Source organism: Streptomyces scabichelini, assembly GCF_011045015.1.
Taxonomy (GTDB): Bacteria; Actinomycetota; Actinomycetes; order Streptomycetales; family Streptomycetaceae; genus Streptomyces; species Streptomyces scabichelini.
The window spans coordinates 1-25,084 of record NZ_JAAKZY010000155.1; the positions used below are offsets into that span (position 1 = coordinate 1).

Annotated in this window: 24 protein-coding genes and 1 pseudogene; 13 read left to right on the forward strand and 12 right to left on the reverse strand. The window is 69.1% G+C overall.

Going from position 1 to position 25,084, the window contains the following annotated elements; genetic code table 11:
* Nucleotides 1–96: 96 nt before the first annotated feature.
* Genes G5C60_RS35460 through G5C60_RS35470 form a run of 3 tightly spaced genes read right to left on the reverse strand, consistent with a single transcriptional unit; the run spans nucleotide 97 to nucleotide 3,773 of the window.
* Entirely contained in the window at nucleotides 97–948 is an 852-nt protein-coding gene (locus G5C60_RS35460) for a geranyl diphosphate 2-C-methyltransferase (protein WP_165265528.1), read from the reverse strand.
* 15 nt (nucleotides 949–963) lie between these two features.
* Nucleotides 964–2,286 (reverse strand): family 2 encapsulin nanocompartment cargo protein terpene cyclase, encoded by a 1,323-nt coding sequence (locus G5C60_RS35465; RefSeq protein ID WP_277611423.1) that lies wholly within the window; start codon nucleotides 2,284–2,286, stop codon nucleotides 964–966.
* Between the two features lie 59 nt (nucleotides 2,287–2,345).
* A complete protein-coding gene (locus G5C60_RS35470; RefSeq protein WP_165265532.1) occupies nucleotides 2,346–3,773 on the reverse strand; it encodes a family 2B encapsulin nanocompartment shell protein in 1,428 nt (475 codons plus the stop codon).
* A gap of 279 nt (nucleotides 3,774–4,052) precedes the next feature.
* Here G5C60_RS35470 and G5C60_RS35475 point away from each other — a divergent pair, with 279 nt between their 5' ends.
* Both G5C60_RS35475 and G5C60_RS35480 read left to right on the forward strand, forming a co-directional pair.
* The gene (locus G5C60_RS35475) at nucleotides 4,053–5,294 is read left to right on the forward strand and encodes an acyl-CoA dehydrogenase family protein (protein ID WP_165265534.1); all 1,242 of its coding nucleotides are present in this window, start codon (nucleotides 4,053–4,055) and stop codon (nucleotides 5,292–5,294) included.
* Between the two features lie 115 nt (nucleotides 5,295–5,409).
* Nucleotides 5,410–5,808 (forward strand): SseB family protein, encoded by a 399-nt coding sequence (locus G5C60_RS35480; protein WP_165265536.1) that lies wholly within the window; start codon nucleotides 5,410–5,412, stop codon nucleotides 5,806–5,808.
* 12 nt (nucleotides 5,809–5,820) lie between these two features.
* On the opposite strand, the gene G5C60_RS35485 is transcribed toward G5C60_RS35480, so the two are convergent.
* The 3 genes and pseudogenes from G5C60_RS35485 to G5C60_RS35495 form a co-directional block, all read right to left on the reverse strand.
* Entirely contained in the window at nucleotides 5,821–6,216 is a 396-nt protein-coding gene (locus G5C60_RS35485; protein WP_165265538.1) for a MarR family winged helix-turn-helix transcriptional regulator, read from the reverse strand.
* 66 nt (nucleotides 6,217–6,282) lie between these two features.
* Nucleotides 6,283–6,360: pseudogene (locus tag G5C60_RS54310) on the reverse strand (VOC family protein); the annotation flags it as partial.
* A 184-nt stretch (nucleotides 6,361–6,544) separates the two neighbouring features.
* On the reverse strand, nucleotides 6,545–7,129 hold the full coding sequence (locus G5C60_RS35495) for a TMEM165/GDT1 family protein (RefSeq protein WP_165265540.1): 585 nt from the start codon (nucleotides 7,127–7,129) through the stop codon (nucleotides 6,545–6,547).
* Between the two features lie 350 nt (nucleotides 7,130–7,479).
* Between G5C60_RS35495 and G5C60_RS35500 the strand changes: the two genes are divergently transcribed.
* The gene (locus tag G5C60_RS35500; protein ID WP_165265542.1) at nucleotides 7,480–7,857 is read left to right on the forward strand and encodes an SseB family protein; all 378 of its coding nucleotides are present in this window, start codon (nucleotides 7,480–7,482) and stop codon (nucleotides 7,855–7,857) included.
* A 33-nt stretch (nucleotides 7,858–7,890) separates the two neighbouring features.
* On the opposite strand, the gene G5C60_RS35505 is transcribed toward G5C60_RS35500, so the two are convergent.
* The 4 genes from G5C60_RS35505 to G5C60_RS35520 are packed head-to-tail and all read right to left on the reverse strand — an operon-like array spanning nucleotide 7,891 to nucleotide 12,066.
* A complete protein-coding gene (locus G5C60_RS35505; RefSeq protein ID WP_165265544.1) occupies nucleotides 7,891–8,922 on the reverse strand; it encodes a LacI family DNA-binding transcriptional regulator in 1,032 nt (343 codons plus the stop codon).
* The gene (locus G5C60_RS35510; RefSeq protein ID WP_165265546.1) at nucleotides 8,919–9,824 is read right to left on the reverse strand and encodes a carbohydrate ABC transporter permease; all 906 of its coding nucleotides are present in this window, start codon (nucleotides 9,822–9,824) and stop codon (nucleotides 8,919–8,921) included. Before G5C60_RS35510 ends, G5C60_RS35505 begins: the two co-directional genes overlap by 4 nt.
* The gene (locus G5C60_RS35515; protein ID WP_165265548.1) at nucleotides 9,821–10,750 is read right to left on the reverse strand and encodes an ABC transporter permease subunit; all 930 of its coding nucleotides are present in this window, start codon (nucleotides 10,748–10,750) and stop codon (nucleotides 9,821–9,823) included. The genes G5C60_RS35510 and G5C60_RS35515 overlap by 4 nt, the downstream gene beginning before the upstream one ends.
* Nucleotides 10,747–12,066: an extracellular solute-binding protein gene (locus tag G5C60_RS35520; RefSeq protein ID WP_165265550.1), complete on the reverse strand. Its 1,320-nt coding sequence runs from the start codon at nucleotides 12,064–12,066 to the stop codon at nucleotides 10,747–10,749. The genes G5C60_RS35515 and G5C60_RS35520 overlap by 4 nt, the downstream gene beginning before the upstream one ends.
* Before the next feature lie 308 nt (nucleotides 12,067–12,374).
* Between G5C60_RS35520 and G5C60_RS35525 the strand changes: the two genes are divergently transcribed.
* On the forward strand, nucleotides 12,375–14,396 hold the full coding sequence (locus G5C60_RS35525) for a beta-galactosidase (protein WP_165265552.1): 2,022 nt from the start codon (nucleotides 12,375–12,377) through the stop codon (nucleotides 14,394–14,396).
* Between the two features lie 113 nt (nucleotides 14,397–14,509).
* Entirely contained in the window at nucleotides 14,510–16,072 is a 1,563-nt protein-coding gene (locus G5C60_RS35530) for a glycoside hydrolase family 53 protein (RefSeq protein WP_165265554.1), read from the forward strand.
* 153 nt (nucleotides 16,073–16,225) lie between these two features.
* On the opposite strand, the gene G5C60_RS35535 is transcribed toward G5C60_RS35530, so the two are convergent.
* Complete coding sequence (locus G5C60_RS35535) at nucleotides 16,226–17,758, reverse strand: AMP-binding protein (RefSeq protein ID WP_165265556.1); 1,533 nt, start codon at nucleotides 17,756–17,758, stop codon at nucleotides 16,226–16,228.
* Nucleotides 17,759–17,804: 46 nt separating this feature from the next.
* The gene (locus tag G5C60_RS35540) at nucleotides 17,805–18,374 is read right to left on the reverse strand and encodes a PadR family transcriptional regulator (protein ID WP_165265558.1); all 570 of its coding nucleotides are present in this window, start codon (nucleotides 18,372–18,374) and stop codon (nucleotides 17,805–17,807) included.
* A 55-nt stretch (nucleotides 18,375–18,429) separates the two neighbouring features.
* Here G5C60_RS35540 and G5C60_RS35545 point away from each other — a divergent pair, with 55 nt between their 5' ends.
* From G5C60_RS35545 to aspA, 8 genes are all read left to right on the forward strand, one after another.
* Entirely contained in the window at nucleotides 18,430–18,822 is a 393-nt protein-coding gene (locus G5C60_RS35545) for a nuclear transport factor 2 family protein (RefSeq protein ID WP_165265560.1), read from the forward strand.
* A gap of 52 nt (nucleotides 18,823–18,874) precedes the next feature.
* Nucleotides 18,875–19,348, forward strand: coding sequence for a fluoride efflux transporter CrcB (gene crcB / locus G5C60_RS35550; RefSeq protein WP_165265562.1), 474 nt, complete (start codon nucleotides 18,875–18,877; stop codon nucleotides 19,346–19,348).
* Nucleotides 19,345–19,734, forward strand: coding sequence for a DUF190 domain-containing protein (locus G5C60_RS35555; protein ID WP_165265564.1), 390 nt, complete (start codon nucleotides 19,345–19,347; stop codon nucleotides 19,732–19,734). Before crcB (G5C60_RS35550) ends, G5C60_RS35555 begins: the two co-directional genes overlap by 4 nt.
* The gene (gene crcB, locus G5C60_RS35560; RefSeq protein WP_165265566.1) at nucleotides 19,731–20,105 is read left to right on the forward strand and encodes a fluoride efflux transporter CrcB; all 375 of its coding nucleotides are present in this window, start codon (nucleotides 19,731–19,733) and stop codon (nucleotides 20,103–20,105) included. Before G5C60_RS35555 ends, crcB (G5C60_RS35560) begins: the two co-directional genes overlap by 4 nt.
* 71 nt (nucleotides 20,106–20,176) lie before the next feature.
* Nucleotides 20,177–20,929, forward strand: a complete 753-nt coding sequence (locus tag G5C60_RS35565; RefSeq protein WP_165265568.1) for an FCD domain-containing protein — start codon at nucleotides 20,177–20,179, stop codon at nucleotides 20,927–20,929.
* Nucleotides 20,926–22,368 (forward strand): amino acid permease, encoded by a 1,443-nt coding sequence (locus tag G5C60_RS35570; protein WP_165265570.1) that lies wholly within the window; start codon nucleotides 20,926–20,928, stop codon nucleotides 22,366–22,368. The genes G5C60_RS35565 and G5C60_RS35570 overlap by 4 nt, the downstream gene beginning before the upstream one ends.
* Nucleotides 22,365–23,390 carry an asparaginase gene (locus tag G5C60_RS35575; RefSeq protein ID WP_338146029.1) on the forward strand — a complete coding sequence of 342 codons (1,026 nt, stop codon included), beginning with the start codon at nucleotides 22,365–22,367 and terminating at the stop codon, nucleotides 23,388–23,390. Before G5C60_RS35570 ends, G5C60_RS35575 begins: the two co-directional genes overlap by 4 nt.
* Nucleotides 23,391–23,593: 203 nt before the next feature.
* Entirely contained in the window at nucleotides 23,594–25,000 is a 1,407-nt protein-coding gene (gene aspA / locus G5C60_RS35580; protein WP_165265574.1) for an aspartate ammonia-lyase, read from the forward strand.
* Nucleotides 25,001–25,084: the final 84 nt, after the last annotated feature.

The following is a 25,084-nucleotide window of genomic DNA, read 5'->3' on the forward strand; positions in this document are numbered from 1 at the left end:
CACCGAGATCTACACCAACCTTCTCGTCGGCAGCGTCAGTGTGTATAAGAGACAGCCCGCGGGGGGCCTGGGACCGACGCCCGTCGCCGTCCGTGCTCAGATGCGGTCGGCCGCGATCAGCAGGTAGTGGAAGCTGCCCTCCTTGTACGCGGTCAGGAACGGCTCCTCGATGCCCGTGGCGACCGAGGACCTGGCGCGCAGTTCCCAGTACGGGATGGTCTGCGCGGTCAGGTCCACCACGTTGATCGGGATCAGGCCGTTGGCGGCCATGGCCTTGAAGTACTCACTCCTGGGGTGGATGTTGCACGTGTAGTGCTCGTCGATGCGGCTGACGGCCTTGGAGCGCATGCCGGTGACATCGTTCGAGCAGCCGGTGATGCACACATACCGGCCGCCGTACTCGAGCAGCCGGGCGAACTCCCCGTACAGCTCGAAGAGGTCGACGTACATCGTGGACTCGTTGTTCCAGATGCCGCGCCGTGAACCGGTGGCGAAACCCGTGTCCAGCATGTTCCGGAAGTGGAAGCGGACCCGGTCGCTCGCGCCCCGCTCCTCGGACTGGCGGTTGGCGAAGGCCACCTGCTCCTCGGAGATCGAGACTCCGTCCACGGCACAGCCGAACCGCTGGTTGGCCATGAAGCTGGTGCCGCCGCGCCCGGAACCGGCGTCCAGAAGCCGGCCGTCGGCTCCGATCGGGCCGAGGTGGTCGAGCAGCACCTCGGCCTGGGCGGTCTCCAGCCGGTGCAGCTCCTCGATGATCCGCTGATCGCGGGTCTCCGCGGGGCCCTCCAGGACCGACGGGTCGTAATCACCGAGGCCGTAGTGATGGTGGTAGAGGCCGTCGACCTCGCCGAGACGGATGTTGACCGGGTCCCTCTCGGTGTTCCAGTAGTCGGCCACGGACCTCTGGTAGTCGGTGCGCAGGACTTTGGTGACGGACGTGGTCATGGTCGTACTCCTTGATCAGTTCTGGTGATAACGGGCACTGCCCGCGTGCCACTCGCGGCTGCCGCCCAGCCAGGCCCACACGCCGGCCAGGAAGCGGGCCAACTGCGGTGATCCTGCGGCCGCGAGGACGGCGGCCTCGGCTTCGTATGTGTGCATCAGCTCGTCGTGGATGAGGACGGTGCGCTCGACGGCCTCCCGCAAGGAGCACTTCTCCTCGGCGGCGATCACCCTGGGCAGGCTGAGGTCCGTGGGGTCTTCCTTGCCCATCGAGTACAGGTCGTTGACGATCACGCTCGCCGTACCCGCCATGGTGAACGCGCGACGCACCCGCGGATCGGCGAACTCGGCCTGCGGCAGCTCGTAGCCGCCGACCGCGTCGATCAGCGCCATGCACGGCACGAAGCTGTTCTCGTGCCGGTGCATCAGGAACTCCCAGACCGGCGGGGTCTGTTCGGCCGTGTGCCAGACAGCCTCCTGGTTGTACGCGACGAACATGATCGCCAGTTCGTGTCGGAGTCGGCGCACCTGTGTCGTCGTGGCGTACCTGGCCAGGTTGTCCAGGCCGGAGCGGAGGGCGACCGTGACGGGATCCTTCCGTACGACCTCCTCCAGCTCCGGTGCGTAGCGCAGCGGGAGATGGGCCTGGTCGATCACCGAGTGGGCGATCGCCAGGCGCTGGCCGAGCAGTTCGTGCCGGGCCTCCTCCGCCTCGCCGTCGACGTAGTGGTCGTCGACCGCCCACTCCGACAGTGCGCACTTCGCCGCCGCGAGCAGCCGGTCCGGGTCGTCCGAGTCGGGGTGCGCGAGCATGATCAGCCGGCCGAAGCCGGCCGACCGGACCCGGTCGAGCTGGCCGGGGTAGATCCCGCACTCCTCGGCCCATTCCACCAGCCGCTCGTTGACCTCCTCGCCGAGTGCGGGATCGTCCCGGACGGCGGGCGGGCAGTAGATCACCGGACCTTTCGCCGCGGCCGGTTTCGACGGCTGCGACGGCTCCGGTCGCGGACGGGTCCCCGAAGTGCCCAGGCCGGTCGGGCCCGAGGGGAGACGGGGGAGTGAGTCCGGGGTGACCGCGCTCCGGTCGGCGAGCGGAGCTGCCGGCCTCCCCCACTCTCGGCTGCTCCCCCACTCTCGACTTCGCTCGAGCGGGGGGACCCCCATGAGCGGGGGGACCCCCACGCCCGGTGTGGGGATCCGTACCCCCGAAGTGCCGAGCCCGGTCGGCCTGCTGGGCAGCCGTGGTACCCCGGGCGACGTACGTCCGGCGTCGGGCTTGACCCGTGCGAGCACGTCCCGTTTGCCGGGGCGTCTGGGATCCTGCAGCAGGCCGACCACCATGCCCGCCACGTCATGGGCGGCCGCCGGCGCGAGGGCCCGGGAGATCAACGACACCGCCGTCAGCCCCCGTTCGTGCGGGCGACCTCGACGTTCTCCAGGATGCCCAGTGCGTCCGGCACCAGCACCGCGGCCGAGTAGTAGGTGCTGACCAGGTAGGAGATGATCGCCTTCTCGTCGATGCCCATGAACCGCACGTTCAGGCCCGGCTCGACCTCGTCCGGGATGCCCGTCTGGTACAGGCCGATCACGCCCTGGTCGCTCTCGCCCGTACGCATCGCGATGATCGACGAGGAGCCCTCCTTGCTGATCGGGATCTTGCCGCACGGCAGCAGCGGAACGCCCCGCCACGCGGGCAGGTGATGGCCGTTGAGCTCGACACCGCTGAAGTAGATGCCGCGCTTGTTGCACTCACGGCCGAAGGCGGCGATGGCCCGCGGGTGGGCGAACATGCAGCGGGTGCCGCGCCGCATGCTGAGCAGCTCGTCCAGGTCGTCCGGGGTCGGCGGCCCGGAGAACGTGGAGATCCGCTGGTCGTAGTCGGCGTTCTGGAGCATCCCGAAGTCCTGGTTGTTGACCAGTTCGTACTCCTGGCGCTCGCGCAGGGCCTCGATGGTCAGGCGCAACTGCTGCTGCGTCTGGTTCATCGGCTCGTTGTAGAGGTCGGCGACCCTGCTGTGCACGCGCAGCACGGTCTGGGCCACGCTCAACTCGTACTCACGCGGGGAGAGTTCGTAGTCCGCGAAGGCGCCCGGCAACATGGCCTCGCCCTCGTGACCCGAGCTCATCGCGATGTCGGCCTCGCCGGACTTGTTGCACGGCCTGTGCCCGTCGGAACTGAGCGTCTGCACGTGCTGGCGCAGCGCGTCGTGCCGCTCCGCCACCGCCTTGTACGCCGAGTGCGGCAGCGCGAGCAGCGTGGTGGCTGTCGCCGCGCGGGCCGTGAACTCCCATTTCCCGTCGGCCCCGGCCAGGACGTGGCCGCCGAAGGTGTCCCCGTCGGCCATCAGGCCCGTGACCACCTCGTCGCCGTACTTGCCCTCTCCGAGCTTCTCGATCTTGCCGTGCGCGATCAGAAAGACATGGTCGGCCTTGCGGCCCTCCTGGACGATCACCTGGCCCGGCTCGAACTCCTTCTGTACGAACTTCTCGGCCAGGGCGTCCAGCGCGTCACCGTCCGAAAAGCCTTGCAGCAGTGGCAGTTCGCCCAGCTCGGCCGGGATGACCTTCACCCTCGCGCCGGTCTTCACGAATGTCACGCGGCCGTCTCCGACCCGGTACGACAGGCGCCGGTTGACCCGGTAGGTGGCGCCCGGCACGTTCACCCACGGCAGCATGCGGGTCAGCCAGCGTGAGCTGATGCCCTGCATCTGGGGTTCGGACTTGGTGGTCGTGGCAAGGTTCCGCGCGGCGGCGGTGCCGAGGCTCTGCTGCTCGCGCTCCTGCTCATCGGCGCTCGCGGCCGAGGTCGTGCTCGTCTGGACCGACATCGTTCTCCTTTTCCTTTTGCTCTGTCGTATGCCTGATGACGTGGCGCATCCGTGCCATCACGCTGTGTGTATAGATCTAGTGCAAATCGATCTCTGTTAGTCATCCGTGGAGGCGGCGCGCGGCAGCACGCAGTGAGGAGGTGTGCTCCCCTCGCGCCCCCCGAATCACCCACGGCTCCGCCTACTTGGCGCTATTCCGTGGGTACAGAAGGTGCCCGTCGCGTGTTCAATCACCGGTACCGCGCTACGTACGGACGGCCCCACGCGTCAGGAGGCACCGTGATCGCCCCTCCCGAACCCGCCCTGACTGAAAGCCAACTGATCGAGCGGGCCGTGGCCATGCGGCCCGCGCTGCTCGAACGTCAGCCGGAGACCGAGCGGTTGACGCGCTATCCGAAGGACACCCACGAGGACTTTCTGAGGGCCGGCTTCTACCGGATCCTGCAACCGCGCCGCTACGGCGGATACGAGTTCGGCCTGCCGACCTTCTATCGAGTCGTCACCGAGATCGCCCGCGGCTGTCCCTCCACGGGCTGGGCCCTCTCACTCACGGCCGCCCACGTCCTCCAAGTCGCCTCCGTCTTCGAGGAGAAGGCGCAGGACGAGATCTTCGGCGACGACGGCGACTTCCGGGCCGCATCCACCGTGATGCCCGTCGGCGTGGCCCGGCCGGACGGCGGCGGCCATGTCGTTCTCGACGGCACCTGGCCGTACTCGTCGGGCTCCCCGTACTCCACGCACTATGTCGGCCAGACCCTGCGCGCGCCCGAGAAGCCGGGCGACCCGCCCGGACCGATGGTGCTGTTCGTCGCGCCGCGCGCGGTCTGGACGCTGCTCGACGACTGGCACGGCGTCCTCGGCCTGCGCGGCAGCGGCTCCAACAGCATCCGGATGGAACAGGCCCGCATCCCTTCGTATTTCACCCGCGAGGTCAGCCTGCTCGAGCTGCCGGTCGAGGGTGGCAGCCTCGGTTCGGAGCTGCACGGCAACCCCCTGTACGCGGGACGCGCGATCAGTTTCTTCCACGGCGAGCTGGCCGCCATCATGATCGGCACCGCGTACGCCGCCGCCGACGAGTACGCGCGGATCGTCGCCGACCGACCGCTGACGCTCGAACCCGACCGCACGCGGGCCGAACTCCACGACTACCAGCGCCACTTGGGTGAGGCGCTCGGTGTCATCCACACGGCGCACGCAGCTCTTCAGCGCAACGCCGAGGACTACATGGAGGCGTGCCGCCGCAACGTGACGGGGGAGGCCCTCTTCACCGTGGTCGAGGACAACCGTCTCGCGATGGTCTTCCTGAACGCCGGCCGCATGGCCTGGGACGCGATGCAGAACACCCTCTTCCGCACTGCGGGCTCCCGTTACGCCCGCGACGGGCAGCGGATGCAGCGCTACTTCCGGGACGCGGCCACGTACTGGTCACATGTCGGCCCCAGCATGGCGGAGCCGCTCGCGCGGCGGGTCGGCCGCGACCGGCTCGGGCTGCCCTCGGGCGACATCCCCCTCATTCCGTGAGCTTTCTGTGATGTGTGGGGCAGGAATGCCACGGCCCTGGGCGGGTACACGAGCCACGCACCCGGGGTGGACGCGTCCCGGGTGGCCTGAGAACGCCACTACGTCGGGATATGCCATGGAGATACCCTCGAACGACAGCGCCACCTCGGAGGCGGAGCGGGCGCTGACTGTGCTGGCCGAGAACACCGAGGACGACGCGGCGCTGGACACACTGGCCGGCACCGAGGTGCTGGTTCCGGTGCCCGACGACACCGATGACGAGACGGCGGCCGATCCCACGACCGTGTCGCTGCCCGTTCTGGAACAGGACGGCGAGACGCCGCTCGTGCCGGTGTTCACCTCGGAGGTGCGGATGGCCGAGCTGCTGCCGTATGTCTCGCGCTACCGGCTGGTGCCCCTGGGGGCGCTGGCCTCCCAGTGGCCCGCGGGCGATCTGTCGCTGACCATCGACGCCAGCTCGCCGCACGGCCTGACGCTCAACTCGGAGGGCGTGCGTACTCTGCTGGTCCGTTGACGGAGGTCTCGCTCACTCGCTGCTCAGCGTGCGCGCGAGTGCCGCACGCTGCAGCGGGCGTACCTCGGTGTGCAGGTCGCGGCCCTTCCGGGTGAGCGCGACCCACACCCCGCGGCGGTCCTCCTGGCAGACGGAGCGCTCCACCAGGCCCTCCTTCTCCAGGCGGCCGATGAGGCGGGACAGGGCGCTCTGGCTCAGGTGGACGCGTTCGGCGATGTTCTGTACGCGGCACTGTTCGCCCGGGTTCGCAGCCGTGCCCGAGGCGAGGATGTCGAGGACTTCGAAGTCGCTGGCGCCCAGGCCGTACGGATGCAGCTCGCGGTCGATCTCGCACATCGTGCGCGCGTGCACCGCCAGAATGTCCCGCCATTGGTCCTCGAGCCGGGAGTCGGCCTTCACTGCTGCCATACATGCACGGTAACAGAAAATGGCACTTGGTTGAATGTTGAAACTAGTGCAGACGCATGTAAGCGGTCAGGGTGCCTGGACGAGGCCCACGAGATTGCCGTCCACGTCCTTGACGGAAGCGATCAGCTTGCCGCCGCCGACGTCCCCACCTCCGGCCCGCCGGCCCTGAACCCGACGTAGTACGACTCGTCCTTCGAGGCCTTCGGGCATGGCGGACTCCTCCACGGACGATGAGAGCACCGGTGGTCTTGCCGGTGCTCTCACGCTATGGCCGGTCGACGGGAGCTCGCTTCTCCAGAACTGACCGGCTGCCCCCCCACGTGACACGTCAGCCGGTGAAGATCTCGACGGCCGACCAGACGGCGAGGCCGAGCATGCAAAGGCCGCCGATGCGCTGGACGGTCTTCAGCGGCACCCGCTTGGCGATGAAACGGCCCGCCAGCAGTGCGAGGGCGGAGACCGACATGAGGGCGGCCGCGGAGCCGACGGCCACGGAGGCGGTCCCGTTCGTCGCCGCGAGATTGGCGGTGGTGATCTGCGTCAGGTCGCCCCACTCGCTGATGAAGACGGCCATGAAGGCGGTGGTGTAGACGGGCCAGAATCCGGTGACGGTCCCGCCGCCCGTGTCCTCCTCGTCGTCGTCCGCTCCGCCGCGCAGCAGCATGAAGGCGCCGAACGCGAAGAGCGCGGCCGAGACGGACTTGACGGTCCAGTCGGGAAGGAGGCCGATGAGGCTTCCGGCGCCGACGGCGATCGCGACGTGCACGGCGAACGCGGTCGACGTGCCGAACCACACGTACAACGGCCGCATACGGGTGCCCATGGCCAGCGACGCGAACATCGTCTTGTCGGGCAGTTCGGCGAGAAAGATCAGCCCGAAGGCGGTGATGATCGCCAGGGGGTCGAGATTCATCCGGGTGGCTTTCTGTACGGGCCGGACCCCCGGATCTTCGCGAAGCGCCCTCGGCTGGGGCGACGGGAGAACCGATCGGCCCGGCATGACGGGTGCGCCGCACGGCGTGCGAGCACATCAATGCCTGGCCGAAGGTCTCGCCCACCCGCATGTTCACGCGGGCCCGGCCACCGGGAACCCGTGGGTTCCAGTGTGTCGACGACCGGTTCGCAGAGCTACTCCCCTTCGCGATCATCCAGTGTACCGGGCGTTCGTGCGTGCCTCGCATGGGCGTGCGATCGAGGGGTATGCGAGCCATGTTCCCGCGGACGCAATGTCGCGCCCGCGGGGCACGGACGAAACGCACCGCCATGACCAGCCCTCCCGACGAAGACCCGGCCACCGTCATCCTGCGCGCCCTCGGTGTCCTGGCGTACAACGGCCAGGACGTCGACGCGCGGGCACTGCTCGCCGGGAGCGAGGTGCTGGTGCCCGCCGACCCCTGTGACGACGAGGCGGACGCCCTGAAGCTGGACCTCCCGCTGACGGGCCGCACCGTGCAGGTCTTCACCTCGGAGGAACGCATGGCCCAGGCGCTGCCGGACGTCCAGTGCTACCACCTCGTCCCGCTGGGCATGCTCCCGGCCCACTGGCCCGAGGGCGGCCGCTCGCTCAGCATCGACCCCGGTTCGCCGGACGGTCTGACGCTGTCGGCGGACGGTGTACGGCTCCTGCTCGTCGAACCCTGAAGGCCTCGTCGAACCCTGAGGCCGCCCTGGTGCTCAGGTCGAGCGGCGCTTCACCAGCTCCGTCGGCAGGATCACCGCCGCCGGGTCCTCGCCGCCGATCTGGGCGAGCAGCACGCGCACCATCTCCGCGCTGATGCGGTCCCAGGGCTGCCGGATGGTGGTCAGCTCGGGGCTCGCGGCGGTGGCGGCGGGGGAGTCGTCGAAGCCGCCGACCGCGACATCCTCCGGGACACGGCGGCCGGCCCGCTGGAGCACGGCCAGTACGCCCTGCGCCATCAGGTCGGAGGCAACGAAGACGGCGTCCATGTCGGGCACTTGGGCGAGCAGCCGCTCGGCGCCCGCCTCTCCGCTGGAGCGGCTGTAGTCGCCGGAGACGATGAGCCGCTCGTCGACCTCGATACCCGCCTCGGTGAGCACCTCCCGGTAGCCCGCGAGCCGTTCGACACCGCCCGGTGTGTCCAGCGGACCGGTCACCACACCGATACGGCGGCGGCCGAGCGACAGGAGATGTCGCACCATGTCCCGGGCGCCGTCCCGGTCGTCCGCGGCCACGTAACTCACCTTGGATCCCAGGCCGATGGGCTTGCCGCAGGCGACGAGCGGCACCCCCGCCTTCCGCAGCTGCTCGGCGACCGGGTCGCCGGAGTGGCTGGACACCAGCAGCACTCCGTCGACATGGCCCGCGGTGATGTACCGCGCGATGCGCCGCCGTTCGTCCTCCGTGCCGGCCAGCATCAGCAGCAGCGGGATGTCGTGCGCGGCCAGCGCCTGCGTGCAACCCCGCAGCAGGACATTGAAGTTGGGGTCCTCGAACAGCCTCTCCTGGGGTTCGGTGAGCAGGAAACCGATCGAGTCCGAGCGTCCGGTGATCAGCGAGCGGGCGTGCCGGTTGACGACGTAACCCGTCTTGCGGATGGCGGCGTTGACCGCCTCCTGCGCCGTCGGGCTCACGTAGTGCCCGCCGTTGAGGACGCGGGAGACGGTGCCGCGCGAGACACCGGCCTCGCGCGCCACGTCATGGATCGTCGGCGGCTTGCGCCGGCCCCCCGTCGAGTGCATGGTCATGACTTTACGGCTCCGGACAGCAGGTCGAGGCTCCAGAACCGCTGGATGACCAGGAACAGCGCGATCAGCGGGATCACCGCGAGCAGGGCACCCGTGATCACGAGCGTGTACAACGCCGGAGTGTTGGCGCCCTGTTCGAGCAGCGTGAACAGACCCAGCGTGATCGGGAACTTCTCGTCGTCGCTGAGCATGATGTACGGCAGCAGGAAGTTGTTCCACACCGCCACGAACTGGAACAGGAAGACGGTCACCAGACCCGGCACCATCATCGGCAGCGCGACCCGAGTGAAGATCCGCCACTCGCTCGCCCCGTCCATCCGCCCGGCTTCGACCACATCACTCGGCACGGCCGCGGCGGCGTAGATCCGTGCGAGGTACACGCCGTACGGCGAGAGGACCAGCGGCAGCAGCACCGACGCGTACGAATCCGTCAGGTCGGCCTTCGCCAGGAGCAGGTACTGGGGGATCGCCAGGATGACCGGCGGCATCAGCACACCCGCCAGCAGGATGTTGAACACGGTCTCGCGGCCGCGGAAGCGGTAGATCGCGAGGGCGTAGCCGCTGAGCGCGGAGACGGCTGTCGACAGGAGGGCGCCGAGGCCCGCGTAGAGGGCGGAGTTGCCCATCCACTTCCAGTAGACGCCGTCGCGGTAGGCGTTGAGGTCCTTCAGGTTCTCGGCGAAGCCGGTGCCCGGCAGGAACGTGAACGTCGAGAACAGCTCACTGCCGGACTTGGTCGCCGCGATCACCACCCAGGCCACCGGCAGCAGGCAGTAGAGGGCGCCGAGCAGCAGCGTGACGGTCGGGACGAAGGAGATCCGGCGGCGCAGCGGCGGCCCCTGCGCGGTGCCGGGCGTGGTGCTGGCGGCCGGAGCGGCCTTGCGGACGGCAAGAGAACTCATCGTGCTTGCTCCTGCCTGGTACGGGAGTTGGCGGCGCGGAGGAACCCGAAGGACAGGACGAGGGTGGCGATGGCGATGAGCACGGCGCCCGCGGCAGCCGAGTAGATGTCACCCTTGCGGAAGGCGTCCTGGTACACCTTCATCAGCGGACTCCAGGTCGTGGAGATGGAGTTGGTGAGCGGCTTGAGGGTGGTCGGTTCGCTGAACACCTGGAGCGTCGCGATGATCGAGAAGAAGAAGGTCAGCACCAGCGAGGGCGCCACCATCGGGATCTTGATCCGCAGCGCGGTCTGCAGCGGGGTGGCACCGTCCAGCTTCGCCGCCTCGTGCACCTCGGCCGGGATCGCCTGCAGCGAGGTGTAGATGACGATCATGTTGAAGCCGGTGCCGCCCCAGACCGCGATGTTGGACAGCGCGATGTAGAGAGGCCCGCCGTCCAGCAGATCCGGCTGCGGCATCCCCAGCTTGTCGAGCACGAAGTAGAAGGGGCTGACATCCGGCAGGTACAGGAAGCCCCACAGCATCGCCGCGACGACGCCGGGAATCGCGTACGGCAGGAAGATCGCGAGCCGGGTGAACGGCGCGAGCCTGACCCGCTCGGAGTCGAGCATCAGCGCGAACACCAGGGCGAGACCCAGCATCACCGGGACCACGATGGCGCCGTACCCGAGCACGCGCAGCGCGCCGTCCAGCAGCTCCGAGTCGGTGAGGGCGTCGGTGTAGTTCTCCAGGCCCGCCCAGACCTCGCTGCGGGCACCCGAGCCCAGACCCAGGCCCTTGACCTGGACCTTGTGGAGGCTGAGCCAGACCGCGTAGCCGATGGGGAGGGCGAAGAAGAGGGCGAACAGGATCGCCGCGGGGAGGAGGAAGGCGTACGGGGCACCCTTGACCCCGTACGACTTCCGGTCCTTGCGTGCGCTGGTCACTCCGCGACCTCGAAGCCCTGCTTCTTGAGGTCGCCGACCGTGTCGTCCTGCATCGTCTTCAGGGCGGCACCGAAGTCCGACTTGTTCTTGGCGGCCGTGCCGAACGCGTCGTTGAAGGTGGTGTAGGCGACGTTCACGTTCGGGCCCCAAGCGGAGGGCGCGGTGGTCTTCGCGATGTCGGCGGCCCGGGTGTAGAAGTCCGGCTGGTTGGCGAAGAAGGCCGGCGGCTCGGCGAAGGCGTCACTGGGCTGCGCGGTCGTGGCGGCGGGGTAGATGCCGCCCTCCTTCGCGAGCGCGGTCAGCGCCTGAGGGTCGGTGTTCAGCCAGGCGGCGAACTTCGCGGCGGCCGACTTGTTCTTGGAGTCCGTGGTGACGGCCGTGGAGGAGCCACCCCAGCTGCCGGTCACGTTCTCGCCGTCCGACCACTGCGGCAGCGGGGCCATCGCCCACTTGCCCTTGGTGTCGGGAGCGGCGGTCGTCAGGGTGCCCGGCGCCCAGACCGCGCTCACCCAGGCGATCTGCTTGCCGGTGTTGAGCGACTTGTTCCAGGCCGGCGTGTACATCGGCTGGTTGTCGATCGCGCCTTCCTTGACGAGACCACCCCAGAAGTCGGCGACCTTCTGCGTCGCCGCGTCGTCGATGCCGACCTTCCACTTCTCGCCCTCGGTCGTCCACCACTTGGCGCCGGCCTGCTGGGCGAGACCCGCGAAGAGCCCGGAGTCGTTGGCGGAGAAGGTGGTCAGGTCCGTCTCCGGGGACTTCTTCTTCAGCGCGCGGGCGGTCTCCGCGAACTCGTCCCAGGTCCCCGGGACTTCGAGGCCGTACTTCTTGAAGAGGTCTTCGCGGTAGTAGAACATCATCGGCCCGGAGTCCTGCGGGATCGCGTACACCGCGTCCGAACCCAGCGTCGTCTGCTGCCAGACACCCTCGGCGAACTTGTCCTTCACCCCGTCCACGTCACCGGCTATGTCGGCGAGCGCGTCATTGCTGACCAGGGTCGGCAGCGCCTGGTACTCGGCCTGCACCAGGTCCGGGGCCTTCTTCGCCTTGTGCGCGGTGAGGATCTTGGTGACGAGGGTGTCGCCGGACGCCTGCTTCTTCACCGTGACGGTGATCTGCTCGTCCTTGCCCGGGCCCTTGTTCCACAGGTCGGCGACCTTGTCCATGCCCGGCGTCCAGGACCAGTACGTCAGCGAGACCGGCCCCGAGTCGGCCTCGCTGTCCTCGTCGGAGGAGCCGCACGCGGCGAGTGCGGCCGCACCGAGCGCGACGGCCACCGAGGTGGCCACAAGACGACGGAGCTTCGTGTTTGGCATGGATCTTTTCTCCCTGACCTGGGCCTCCGCTCTGTCGCGGCGACCTGCCCCTTTTTTTTGCGCGGTCGCCTCCGGGGCGCTTCAGCCGGTGTCGAGGGCACGACCGTGCTCAACCCTTCGGGCCTCCGCGCGCTCGCACCCTCGACACCGGCGCGCCCCTACGGCTCGCCCGCTGCTTCTGTGAGCGTTCACAGTAGAGAAACATCCAGGACACTTGTCAATGGTTGTTGCTGTGCGGTTATGTTGGGATCGCGCCGTCAGCGCTGTGTGTGCACGTTCCCAAATGATCGACCAAACGGGAGAGATCCATGCCGGAGACCACCCCCAAGGGCCTCACCAGGCTCGCCTTCGGTGGGGACTACAACCCCGAGCAGTGGCCGGAAGCCGTCTGGCACGAGGACGTCCGGCTGATGCGCGAAGCGGGCGTCACGATGGTGAGCGTCGGGATCTTCTCCTGGGCGCTGCTGGAGCCCTCACCCGGGGCGTACGAATTCGGCTGGCTCGACCGGCTTCTTGATCTTCTGCACGAGAACGGGATACGCGCCGACCTCGGCACGCCGACCGTGGCGCCGCCGGCCTGGTTCTACCGGGCGCACCCCGAGGCGCTGCCCGTGGCCGCCGACGGGACGCGGTACGAGTTCGGCTCGCGCGGCGCCATCTGCCACAGCAATCCGCACTACCGCGAGGCCGCCTCGGCCATCACCACGCGCCTCGCCACGCGGTACGCCGACCATCCCGGGCTTGCGATGTGGCACGTCCACAACGAGTACGGCGTCCCCGTCTCGGCCTGCTACTGCGACTCCTGTGCCGCGCACTTCCGCCGCTGGCTGGAGGCGACGTACGAGACGGTCGACGCCGTCAACGAGGCCTGGGGAACCGCCTTCTGGGGCCAGCGGTACGCGGACTTCGACCAGATCAACCCGCCCCGGGTGACCCCCACGGTCGGCAACCCGGCCCAGGCGCTCGACTACAAGCGCTTCGCCGACGCCACCATGCGCGAGAACTTCGTGACCGAACGCGACATCCTGCACCGCCTCTCACCCGGCATCCCCGTCACCACGAACTTCATGACCGCCCTCAGCCAGTGCGACTCCGTCGACTACTGGGCCTGGGGCCGCGAGGTCGACCTCGTCACCAACGACCACTACCTGATCACCGACGGCCGCCGTACGCACGTGAACCTCGCCATGGCCGCCGACCTCACCCGTTCCGTCGCGGGCGGCGCCCCCTGGCTCCTGCTCGAACACTCCACGTCGGGCGTCAACTGGCAGCCCCGCAACCCCGCCAAGGCCCCCGGCGAGATGGCCCGCAACTCCCTCGGCCATGTGGCCCGCGGCTCCGACGGCGCCCTGTTCTTCCAGTGGCGGCAGTCGCGGCGCGGCGCGGAGAAGTTCCACTCGGCGATGCTGCCGCACGCGGGCACGGACTCGCGGGTGTGGCGCGAGGTGGTCGAACTCGGCGCGTCCGTAGGCGCGTTGGCGCCGATCCAGGGGGCGCGCACGGTCGCCGACGTGGCCGTGCTCTGGGACTGGCATTCCTGGTGGGCCCAGACTCTCCAGTGGCGCCCCAGCGAGGACCACGACCCGCGCGAGCGCGCCGACGCCTTCTACGAAGTCCTCTTCGACCGTCACCTCACGGTCGATTTCGCTCATCCGGAAGCCGACTTGTCGGCTTATCCCCTTGTCGTCGTGCCCGCGCTGTATCTGATGACGGAGGCCGCCGGACGGAACCTCAAGGAGTACGTCGAGAACGGCGGCACCCTCGTCGTCTCGTACTTCTCCGGCATCGTCGACGAGCACGACGCCGTGCACGACGGCCCCTACCCGGGCCCGCTGCGGGACGTACTCGGCCTGACCGTCGAGGAGTTCTCGCCCCTGCTGGCGGGCGACCGGGTGTCCATCGCCGGCCCCGACGGCTCCGAACTCACCGCTGACGTGTGGTCGGAGTTCGTGGTGCCGCGCGGCGCCGAGACCGTGTGGACGTACACCGACGGACTCACCGCGGGCCACCCCGCGGTCACCCGGCACCGGCTCGGCGAGGGCACGGCCTGGTACGTCTCCACGCGCCTCGGACACGATGGTCTCGACGCCCTCATGGGCTGGGCCGCCGAGGACGCCCGGATCGCGCCCCGCGCCGACCTGCCGCGCGACGTCGAAGTGGTGCGCCGCACCGGCGAGTCCGGCACCTACCTCTTCGCGATCAACCACACCCCGTCGGACGCCAAAGTGCCGCTGGAGGCGCACGGCACCGAACTGCTGACGGGCGAACGCGCCGCGGGGCACCTCGCGGTCCCCGCGGGAGCCGTCCGGGTCGTACGACTCGACGGCTGAGCCGACTCCCTCCGCCCGTGTGAGCACACGAGCCGCGGGCGGAGGGTGCCCTCCCTTCCCCATCGGGAGGGGCACCCCCCATACCCATCACGTCGAAGGGACGACGGACGACGATGTTCCATCCCAGACGCACGCTCAAGGCCCTGCTGCTGCCGCTCGCGGCCGGGCTCGCCCTCACCGCCCTGCCCGCACAGTCGGCGGTCGCGGCGAGCACGCTCCAGAACGTCGGCTTCGAGTCCGACGGCTCCGGTGCCGCCGCGCCCAGCGGCTGGTCGGAGTACGGTTCCACCGGCGCGTCGTTCGTGGAGTCCGGTGGCCGCAGCGGCAGTTACCGCCTGTCGCACTACGCGTCCTCCGCGTACAAGGTGGAGACCTACCAGTACCTGTCCGGGCTGACCAACGGGAACTACACCCTCAGGGCCTGGGTGCGCTCGGGCGGCGGGCAGAAGTCCGCCTACATGGCGCTCAAGAACTGCGGAGGCGCCGAGCAGCGCACCGATCTGCCGGTCTCCACCAGCGGGTGGATCCGGATCGTCGTCCCCGTGTCGGTGACGAACAACCAGTGCACGGTCAGCATCAACTCCGATGCCAACGCGGGCAATTGGCTCAACGTCGACGACCTGACGTTCACCTCCGGCTCGACGGCTGCCTTGGCCGTCAAGGGCTCTGACGTCTCGTCACTCGCGAAGAGCGAGGCCAAGGGCGGCGTCTACAAGACCAGCTCCGGCACGACCGGGGACGCGCTCGCCATCCTCAAGTCCGCCGGGCAGAACTACGCCCGCCTCAAGGTGTGGGTGAACCCGGCCGACGGCTACAACAACAAGACGCGCGTCCTCGCGATGGCCAAGCGCGTCAAGGCCCAGGGCATGAAGCTCCTTGTCGATTTCCACTACTCGGACACCTGGGCCGACCCGGGCGCCCAGTCCAAGCCCGCCGCCTGGTCCGGCCACTCGTACAGCCAGCTCAAGAGCGACGTCTACAACCACACGTACGACGTGCTGGGCGCGCTCAAGGCGCAGGGCACGACGGCCGACATGGTGCAGGTGGGCAACGAGATCAACGGCGGCATGCTCTGGAACGAGGGCTCCACCGACAACTGGGCGCAGCTCGCCGGGCTGCTCAACTCCGGCTACGACGCGGTCAAGGCGGTCAACTCGTCCACGACCGTGGCGCTGCACCTCGCCAAGGGCGGCGACCTGGCGGGCACCCGCTGGTGGTTCGACAGCGCGCGTTCCAACGGCGTGAAGTTCGACGTCATCGGCCTGTCCTACTACGGCTACTGGCACGGTTCGCTCCACGACTTCCAGACCACCCTGGACGACGCAGCGTCCCGCTACGGCAAGCCGGTCTACGTCGCCGAGACGGCCTACCCGTTCCGTCTTGGCAGTGAGGACGCGCACGAGGACATCATTAACACGAGCGGTGAGCTGGTGTCCGGGTACCCGGCCTCGACGGCCGGCCAGACGCAGTGGATGAAGGACATCGCGAGCATCGTGGAGGCCGTCCCGAACGGCCGCGGCCTCGGCATCTTCTACTGGGAATCCACCTGGACCGCGGTCTCCGGCAACGGCTGGGACCCGACCGACGCCTCCTCCGGCAACGGCTGGGAGAACCAGGCCCTGTTCGGCTACGACGACAGGGCGCTCCCGGCGATGTCGTGGTTCAGCCACCGCTGAGTGCGCTTCAGCCACGAGTGCGCAGGTGAGGGAGGGCCCGGCCGCAGAAGCGGCCGGGCCCTCCCTAGGTCACGTCGGCGCAGTCGTACAGCTCGTCGCGCAGACTTCGTGTGATGCGGACGCTGTCCGGATCACGGTGTTCGGCATGACGGCTCACAGACTGGTGCCGCCGTCCGTCCAGAACGGCTCGCGCAGCTTGAACTTCTGCAGCTTCCCGGTGGCCGTACGCGGCAGCGACTCGACGAAGTCGACCCGCTTGGGCGTCTTGAAACCGGCGAGCCGGGTACGGCAGTGGGCGATCAGCTCCTCGGCGGTGACGCCCGATCCGTCCGTCACGACGAGCGCGGTGACCAGCTCGCCCCACTTCGCGTCCGGGATGCCGATGACCGCCACTTCGCGCACGGCGGGATGCGAGGTGATCACGTCCTCCACCTCGATCGACGAGACGTTCTCGCCGCCGGAGATGATCACGTCCTTCTTGCGGTCGGAGATCACCAAGTAGCCCTCGTCGTCGACGTATCCGCCGTCCCCGGTGTGGAACCAGCCGCCTGCCTGCGCCTTCGCCGTCTCCTCGGGCTGGTCCCAGTAGCCGTCCAGGTTGTGGTTCGAGGCGGTGAGTACCTCGCCGTCGACGTCCACGTCGACGCGTACGCCGAGAGCGGGCACCCCTGCCCGGCCAAGGCGGCGGGCGCGTTCGGTGGTGTCCAGGTCGTCCCACTCCTCACGTCCGCGGTTGACCGTGACGAGCGGGGAGGTCTCGGTGAGGCCGTAGATCTGGATGAACTCCCAGCCCAGAGTGCTCATCACGCGGTCGATCGTGCGGGTCGGCGGCGGCGCGCCCGCGCACACGATGCGGACCCGGTCGCGGCCGGGGATCTCACCGTCCCAGTCGGCCGCCGCGTCGAGCACGGCGTTCAGGACGGCGGGCGCCGCGCACATCAGGGTGACGCCGTGCCGTTCGACGCGGCGCAGGATCTCGGCGCCGTCGACCTGCCGGAGCACGATGTGACGGCCGCCGACCCCCGTGACGCCGTACGGCATGCCCCAGCCGTTGGCGTGGAACATCGGCAGGGTGTGCAGATAGACGTCACGGTCGCTGATCGTGGTGTGCAGCCCGAACACCGTCGCGTTCAGCCACAGATTGCGGTGCGTGAGCTGAACTCCCTTGGGGCGGGCGGTCGTTCCGGACGTGTAGTTGATGCTGGCCGTGGCGCCCTCGGCCGGCTCGGCCCACTCGCGCGGCTCGGTGCCGTGCAGGAAGAGTTCCTCGTCGTCGCTTTCGCCGAGGACGAACTTGTGCTTGACGTCGAGCGTGTCGAGCATCTGCGCGCACGACGCGTCCGCGTAGACGACGGACGCGCCGGAGTGCCGGACGATGTAGTCGATCTCCGGCTGAGTGAGGCGGAAGTTGACCGGTACCAGGACCCGCCCCCACCCGGAGACCCCGAAGAACGAGGTCAGCAGCCGAGCCGAGTTCTGCGAGACCACCGCGACGCGCCCGCCCACGGGAACGTCGAGACGGTCGAGCCGGGCGGCCTGCGCACGCGCCAGGGCGGCCAGCTCCCGGTACGTGAGCTCCCCAAGACTCGGTCCTGGCTGCTCCGGTTCGTCCACGACGGCGACGCGGTCCGGATACACATGGGCCGCACGGTCGAGGAAGTCACGGACGGTCAACGGGTAGTACACGACAGCACCTCCGGGTTCGGTGATCCCTCCGTACGTACCCCGGCCGTCACCGCGACTCGCGCGCCGCCGTCCGCCGCTGAAGGATCGCGAGCACCCGCTCGCCCCAGCGGACGTTGGCCTCCTCGAACTCGATGCCGCCCAACAGCGTGAGATACGGGCCCACACGCTCGGACCGGGTCAGATGCTCCTCCTCGGTGCGGCCGTCGAGCAACCGCAGCCGGAGGCGTTCGTACCGGGCCAGTTTTCCCCGGGCCCGTTCGATGCGCTCTTCGACGGCCGCGCGTACGGCCGGGCCGTCGCCCTCGTCCACCGCCTGCAGCTTGACGAGCAGCTCGTCGCGGATCGCGGTGGGCCGGGCCGGCGCGGCCGTGAAGTCGTACAGAGCCCGCCGGCCCGCCTCCGTCAGCGCGAAGAGCCGCTTGTCCGGACGGCGCTCCTGGCGTACGACCCTGGCCTCGATCAGTCCCTCGGACGCCATGCGGTCCAGCTCGCGGTACAGCTGCTGGGGCGTCGCCATCCAGAAGTTGGCGACCGACGCGTCGAAGGTCTTCGCCAGGTCGTAGCCGGAGGCCTCGCCGTCCAGGAGCGTGGCCAACAGGGCGTTGCGCAGTGCCATGCGAGGAGCGTAATGTCCGACACACCTAATCAACAAATTGACTATGAGGTGGGTCATGAATCCCTTCCGCAAGGCCGTCGAGGACGGCGACCACGAAGCCGTCGTCGCCCTGCTCGCCGAGGACGTCGTGTTCACCAGTCCCGTGGTGTTCAAGCCGTACGCCGGAAAGGCGATCACCGCGGCGATCCTGGGCGCTGTCCTGCACGTCTTCGAGGACCTCCGCTATGTCCGAGAGATCGCGAACCCGGACGGCCGCGACCTGGCCCTCGTCTTCGAGGCGCGCGTGGGCGACCGGGCGATCCAGGGCTGCGACATCCTGCACTTCGACGAGGACGGCCGGATCGACGACCTCACGGTCATGGTCCGCCCGCTGTCCGGTGCCCAGGCGCTCCAGCAGGCGATGGCGGACCGGTTCGAGAGCATCGAACGAGAGGCCGCGGGCGCCTGAGAACCCCGGAGCGTTAGCCTGATCTCCTGCCACGACCAGGAGACATACGTTCATGACAGCGCCCCACTCCGAGAAGGTGGACGGACCCGCGGAACTCCGCGCGCCCGCCGGGCGGCCGTCGTCGTGGCACGGACAGGGGCCGGTCGTGGCGGTGGTCGCGGCCGGCGGCGCGCTCGGCGCGAGCGCCCGATACGGGGCCTCGCTGATCTGGCCCACGCAAACAGGCGCCTTCCCCTGGACCACACTCTGGGTCAACGTCGTCGGATGCGCCGTGATCGGCGTCTTCATGGTCGTGATCACCGACGTGTGGGCGGCACACCGGCTGGTCCGCCCGTTCTTCGGCACCGGTGTACTCGGCGGCTTCACCACCTTCTCGACGTACGCCGTCGACATCCAGAAACTGGTCGACGAGGGCCGCCCCCGGACCGGCCTCGCCTACCTCGCCGCGACCCTGGTCGCGGCGCTCGTGGCGGTGTGGCTCGCGGTGACGGCGGCCCGCCGGGTGCTGGCATGGAGGCGGCGATGACGAGGCTGACCGGCGACGCCCTACGGCTGACGATCTTCATCGGCGAGAACGACACCTGGCACCACAAACCGTTGTACTCGCAGATCGTCCACCGGGCGCGCGCGGCGGGACTCGCGGGCGCGAGCGTCTTCCGGGGCATCGAGGGATTCGGCGCGTCCTCGCTGATCCACACCTCGCGACTGCTGTCGCTGAGCGAGGACCTGCCGGTGGCCATCGTCATCGTGGACACGGAAGAACGCGTACGCGCCTTTCTGCCGGAGCTCGACGAGCTGGTGGGGGAGGGGCTGGTCATCCTCGACGACTGCCAGGTCATCAGGTATGCAGGCCGCGAGGGGCGCGAGGAGAACCCCGCCGCCGCGGGTCGCAAAGGCAAGAAGTCCTCGTGAACTGGCTGTTGGTGATCGCAGGCGGCATGGTCGGCGCACCCCTGCGCTACCTCACCGACCGCGCGGTGCAGTCCCGGCACGACACGGTCTTCCCCTGGGGCACCTTCGCCGTGAACGTCGTCGGCTGTCTGATCCTGGGCACGCTGACCGGCGCGGCCGCGGCCGGAGCGGCTTCCTCCCACCTCCAGCTGCTGCTCGGCACCGGCCTGTGCGGAGCGCTCACCACGTACTCGACGTTCTCGTACGAGACCCTGCGGCTGGTCGAGGACGGGGCCCGGTTCTACGCCACCGTCAATGTGATCGCGAGCGTGGTCGCGGGGCTCGGCGCGGCATTTGTCGGAGTCTCGGTCGCTCAGGCCCTGTGGGCGTAACCGACGGGCTCACCTGGGAGCCGACCCCGGACCCTTGACAGTCACCTCTCGTTCCCCGCAGGATCACCCCCGTGAACCTGTCAGACAGCCAGACAGGTGGCTCGGTGCCGCGTCGCGTCAGCGCGATGGAAGCGGTGCTCAGCCATCTGCGGAGTGCGATCGAGCGCGGCGAGTACGCCGTCGGTGACAAGCTGCCGTCCGAGGCGGAGCTGTGCCGCAGTCTCGAGGTCAGCCGACCCGTGCTGCGGGAGGCGCTGCGGGCCCTGCAGACGATGGGCCTGACCGTCTCCCGTACCGGCAAGGGCACGTTCGTCGTCTCGAACGGGCCGGTCGTCGACCCCACCTTCGGCGACTACGCGGCCAGTGATCTGATCGAGGTCCGGCGTCACGTCGAGATCCCCGTCGCGGGCTACGCCGCCGCACGCCGTACGCCCGAGGACCTCGACCATCTCGCCCACCTGCTCGACCGGATGGAGCGCGAGACCGACACCACCGCCTGGGTGGCCATGGACACGCTCTTCCACCTGGCCGTCGCACAGGCCGCGCAGAATCCGGTCTTCCGCCGCGTCATCGAGGAGATCCGTGACGCGCTGGCCCGCCAGTCGGCGTTCCTCAACGAACTCGGCGGCCGTCGCGAGCAGTCCAACCGCGAACACCGGGCCATCGTCGAGGCGCTGATCGACGGCAGTGAGCACGACGCCACCGAAGCCATGGCACACCACCTCGACCGCGTCGAGACGACCCTCACCGCGATCGTGCGCCCCGAGAGCACCGAAAGCCCCGCGAGCACGAAACCCCCCACAGAAGGCGAGACCCCGGCGTGAGCGAGCAGTCCCTCGACGAAGAGATACGGAAACCGGCCGTTCACGTCGACGCCGGCGACGCGGGGTACAGCAAGTCCCTGAAGTCCCGGCACGTCAACATGATCGCCATCGGCGGCGCCATCGGCACCGGCCTCTTCCTCGGCGCCGGCGGCCGCCTCGCCGACGCAGGCCCCTCGCTCTTCATCGCCTACGCCGTCTGCGGCGTCTTCGCCTTCCTGGTCGTACGGGCGCTCGGCGAACTCGTCCTGTACCGGCCCTCCTCCGGCGCCTTCGTGTCGTACGCCCGGGAGTTCATGGGCGAGAAGGGCGCGTACACCGCGGGCTGGATGTACTTCCTCAACTGGGCGACCACCGGCATCGCCGACATCACCGCGGTCGCCACCTACACCCACTACTGGGGCATGTTCTCCGACATCCCGCAGTGGGTGATCGCGCTCATCGCGCTCGCCGTCGTCCTCACCGTGAACCTCATCTCCGTGAAGATCTTCGGTGAGCTGGAGTTCTGGTTCGCGATCATCAAGGTCGGCGCCCTGGTCGCCTTCATGCTCATCGGCATCTTCCTGCTGGTCACCCAGCAGCCCGTGGACGGCACCACCCCCGGCCCCTCACTGATCACCGACAACGGCGGCGTCTTCCCCAACGGCCTGCTGCCGATGCTGCTGATCGTCCAGGGCGTCGTCTTCGCCTACGCCTCCGTCGAGCTGGTCGGTGTCGCGGCGGGCGAGACGGAGAACCCGGAGAAGATCATGCCGAAGGCGATCAACTCCATCATGTGGCGCGTCGGTCTCTTCTACGTCGGCTCCGTGGTCCTGCTGTCGATGCTGCTGCCCTGGTCGTCGTACAGCGCCGACGAGAGCCCCTTCGTCACCGTGCTGTCCAACATCGGCATCCCGGCCGCGGGCGGCGTGATGAACCTCGTCGTGATGACCGCCGCCATGTCGTCGCTGAACTCCGGCCTGTACTCCACCGGCCGCATCCTGCGCTCCATGGCGATGTCCGGCTCGGGGCCGAAGTTCACCTCGGTGATGAGCCGCAGCCAGGTCCCGTACGGCGGGATCCTGCTCACCAGCGGCATCTGTGTCCTCGGCGTCGGCCTCAACTTCGTCGTCCCCGCCGACGCGTTCGAGATCGTGCTGAACTTCGCGGCGATCGGCATCCTCGCCACCTGGGGCATGATCATGATCTGTCATCTGCTGTTCTGGCGGAAGACGCAGAACGGCGAGCTGGAGCGCCCCGGTTACCGGTTGCCGGGCTCGCCCTGGACGGAACTCGTCACGCTGTTCTTCCTCGCCTCCGTGCTGGTGCTGATGTACGCCGACGGGGGACCGGGACGTACGACGGTGCTGTGTCTGCCGCTGATCGTGGCGGCGCTGGTGGCGGGATGGTTCGGCGTAAGGGGCCGGGTGGCGGCCGTACGGAAGTCCGGAGGGGACGCGTGAGCCTCAACACCCTTGCCGAATACGGAAGTTCGCTCGCCGAGGCGCCCGCCGTCCGGGAACCGCTGCACGCGCCCGTCGCGCATCTCGTACGCGGCGGTGTCATCGAGGGCATCCACTACGGTTCGGTCGTCGTGCTCGGCGCCGACGGAAACGTGGAACTGCAGATCGGCGACATCGAGGCGGCCTTCTACCCGCGTTCGGCGCTCAAGCCCGTACAGGCCGTGGCGCTGCTGCGGGCCGGACTGCCGCTCGACGGGGAGCTGCTCGCACTGGCCGCGGCCAGCCACTCCGGCGAGGAGCGGCATCTCGCCGGAACCCGGCGGATCCTGGAGCTGGCCGGGCTCGCCGAGGACGACCTGCGCAATGTGCCGGACCTGCCCTTCGACCCGGTCGTCCGCGAGGACTGGATCCGGGCGGGGCGCCTGCCGTCCCGGCTCGCCCAGAACTGCTCGGGCAAGCACGCGGCGATGCTCTACACGGCGCGGCTGAACGGCTGGTCGCTCGACGACTACCTCGACCCCGCGCATCCGCTCCAGCAGGCCATCGCGGAGATCGTCGAGGACCTCACCGGGCAGGCCGTCGCGCAGGTGTCCGTCGACGGCTGCGGGGCGCCGCTGTTCTCCGTCTCGCTGCACGGGCTCGCACGCACCGCCGCCCGGATCACCACCGCCCCACCCGACACGCCCGAGGCGCTCGTGGCCGACGCGATGCGCGAGCACGCCGAGATGGCGTCCGGCTCCGGCCGCGACGTCGCCGCGCTGATGCGGGCCGTGCCGGGGCTGCTCACCAAGGACGGCTTCGAAGGCGTACACGTCGCGGCGCTTCCCGACGGCCGGGCCGTCGCCGTGAAGATCGCGGACGGGGCGGACCGGGCACGTGTGCCTGTGGTTGCTGCGGTGCTTGCCCGTGCGGGAGTTGATCCCGCGGTGCTGGCCGAGTTCGCCGACGTTCCGTTGCTCGGGGGCGGTGTGCGGGTTGGGTCGGTTCGTCCGGTCCGTGCGCTCGACCCGTTGCCGCGGTAACGCTGCGCTGCGTCTGCGTGGGCGCTGTGCTGCGTCTGCCGGGTGAGGGTGGTTGCAGGCTGCGGGCCGTGTTGGGCTGGTCGCGCCCGCGCGGCGGAGCCGCAAATTGACACAGCCCCGCGCCCCTTTGGGGCGCCCCCGTCGGGCGCCCCACGTACGCATTCTTCAACTTCTTCAACCCCGAAAGAGGGACCCGCACTGTCATGACCGTCGCAGCCATCCGTAGCGAGCACGACCTGCTCGGCGACCGCGATGTACCCGCCGAGGCCTATTGGGGCATCCACACCCTGCGTGCCACGGAGAACTTCCCCATCACCGGCACGCCGATCTCCGCCTACCCCCACCTGATCGACGCCCTCGCCGCCGTCAAGGAGGCCGCCGCCCGCGCCAACGAGGAACTCGGCCTCCTGGACCCCGCCAAGGCAGCGGCCGTCGTCGAAGCCTGCCAGGAGATCCGCGACGGGAAGCTGCACGACCAGTTCGTCGTCGACGTCATCCAGGGCGGCGCCGGAACCTCGACGAACATGAACGCCAACGAGGTCGTCGCCAACCGGGCGCTGGAGCTGCTCGGCCACCCCAAGGGCGCGTACGAGTTCCTGCACCCGAACGAGGACGTCAACCTGGGCCAGTCGACCAATGACGTCTACCCCACTGCCGTCAACATCGCCACCATCTTCGCCGTGCGCGGGCTGCTCCAGGCAATGGCCGTGCTGCAGGACGCCTTCGCCGCCAAGGCAGTCGAGTTCCGCGACGTGCTGAAGATGGGGCGTACGCAGCTTCAGGACGCGGTGCCGATGACGCTCGGCCAGGAGTTCTCGGCGTACGCGGTGATGCTGGACGAGGACCGCAGCCGGCTCGCCGAGGCGGTCGAGCTGATCCACGAGATCAACCTGGGCGCGACGGCCATCGGCACCGGGCTCAACGCGCCCGCCGGGTACGCCGAGGCCGCGCGCCGTCACCTCGCGGACATCACCGGGCTGCCGCTGGTCACCGCCGCCAACCTCGTCGAGGCCACGCAGGACTGCGGCGCGTTCGTGCAGATGTCCGGGGTACTGAAGCGGATCGCCGTGAAGCTCTCGAAGAGCTGCAACGATCTGCGGCTGCTGTCGTCCGGCCCGCGGGCGGGCCTGAACGAGATCAACCTGCCGCCGGTACAGGCGGGTTCGTCGATCATGCCCGGCAAGGTGAACCCGGTGATTCCCGAAGTCGTCAACCAGGTCGCCTTCGAGGTGATCGGCAACGACGTCACCATCACGATGGCCGCCGAAGCCGGGCAGCTCCAGCTCAACGCCTTCGAGCCGATCATCCTGCACTCGCTGTCGGAGAGCATCACGCATCTGCGCGCCGCCTGCCTCACCCTCGCCGAACGTTGCGTCGCCGGGATCACGGCCAACGAGGACGTGCTGCGCGAGGCCGTCGAGAACTCCATCGGCCTGGTGACCGCGCTCAACCCGTACATCGGGTACGAGGCGGCCACGGGCATTGCGAAGGAGGCCCTCGCCACGGGGCGCGGAGTTGCCGAACTCGTCCTGGAAAAAGGGCTGTTGCCCGCGGATCGCCTGGCGGCGCTGCTGCGTCCGGAGGTGCTGGCGGGGTCCCAGGCGGGCTGAACGGCGTGTGGTCGGGTGCGGGAGGGTTTCTTTCCCCAGCCCCGCCCCTTCCCGAAACTGGGGGCTGCGCCCCCAGTTTCGGGA

Bases quoted from the DNA above. Each gene is read 5' to 3' on its own strand.
- G5C60_RS35460 (WP_165265528.1), bottom strand. From the start codon at position 948: ATGACCACGTCCGTCACCAAAGTCCTGCGCACCGACTACCAGAGGTCC.
- G5C60_RS35465 (WP_277611423.1), bottom strand. From the start codon at position 2,286: ATGGTGGTCGGCCTGCTGCAGGATCCCAGACGCCCCGGCAAACGGGAC.
- G5C60_RS35470 (WP_165265532.1), bottom strand. From the start codon at position 3,773: ATGTCGGTCCAGACGAGCACGACCTCGGCCGCGAGCGCCGATGAGCAG.
- G5C60_RS35480 (WP_165265536.1), top strand. From the start codon at position 5,410: ATGGAGATACCCTCGAACGACAGCGCCACCTCGGAGGCGGAGCGGGCG.
- G5C60_RS35485 (WP_165265538.1), bottom strand. From the start codon at position 6,216: ATGGCAGCAGTGAAGGCCGACTCCCGGCTCGAGGACCAATGGCGGGAC.
- G5C60_RS35495 (WP_165265540.1), bottom strand. From the start codon at position 7,129: ATGAATCTCGACCCCCTGGCGATCATCACCGCCTTCGGGCTGATCTTT.
- G5C60_RS35500 (WP_165265542.1), top strand. From the start codon at position 7,480: ATGACCAGCCCTCCCGACGAAGACCCGGCCACCGTCATCCTGCGCGCC.
- G5C60_RS35505 (WP_165265544.1), bottom strand. From the start codon at position 8,922: ATGACCATGCACTCGACGGGGGGCCGGCGCAAGCCGCCGACGATCCAT.
- G5C60_RS35510 (WP_165265546.1), bottom strand. From the start codon at position 9,824: ATGAGTTCTCTTGCCGTCCGCAAGGCCGCTCCGGCCGCCAGCACCACG.
- G5C60_RS35520 (WP_165265550.1), bottom strand. From the start codon at position 12,066: ATGCCAAACACGAAGCTCCGTCGTCTTGTGGCCACCTCGGTGGCCGTC.
- G5C60_RS35525 (WP_165265552.1), top strand. From the start codon at position 12,375: ATGCCGGAGACCACCCCCAAGGGCCTCACCAGGCTCGCCTTCGGTGGG.
- G5C60_RS35530 (WP_165265554.1), top strand. From the start codon at position 14,510: ATGTTCCATCCCAGACGCACGCTCAAGGCCCTGCTGCTGCCGCTCGCG.
- G5C60_RS35540 (WP_165265558.1), bottom strand. From the start codon at position 18,374: ATGGCACTGCGCAACGCCCTGTTGGCCACGCTCCTGGACGGCGAGGCC.
- G5C60_RS35545 (WP_165265560.1), top strand. From the start codon at position 18,430: ATGAATCCCTTCCGCAAGGCCGTCGAGGACGGCGACCACGAAGCCGTC.
- crcB (WP_165265562.1), top strand. From the start codon at position 18,875: ATGACAGCGCCCCACTCCGAGAAGGTGGACGGACCCGCGGAACTCCGC.
- G5C60_RS35555 (WP_165265564.1), top strand. From the start codon at position 19,345: ATGACGAGGCTGACCGGCGACGCCCTACGGCTGACGATCTTCATCGGC.
- aspA (WP_165265574.1), top strand. From the start codon at position 23,594: ATGACCGTCGCAGCCATCCGTAGCGAGCACGACCTGCTCGGCGACCGC.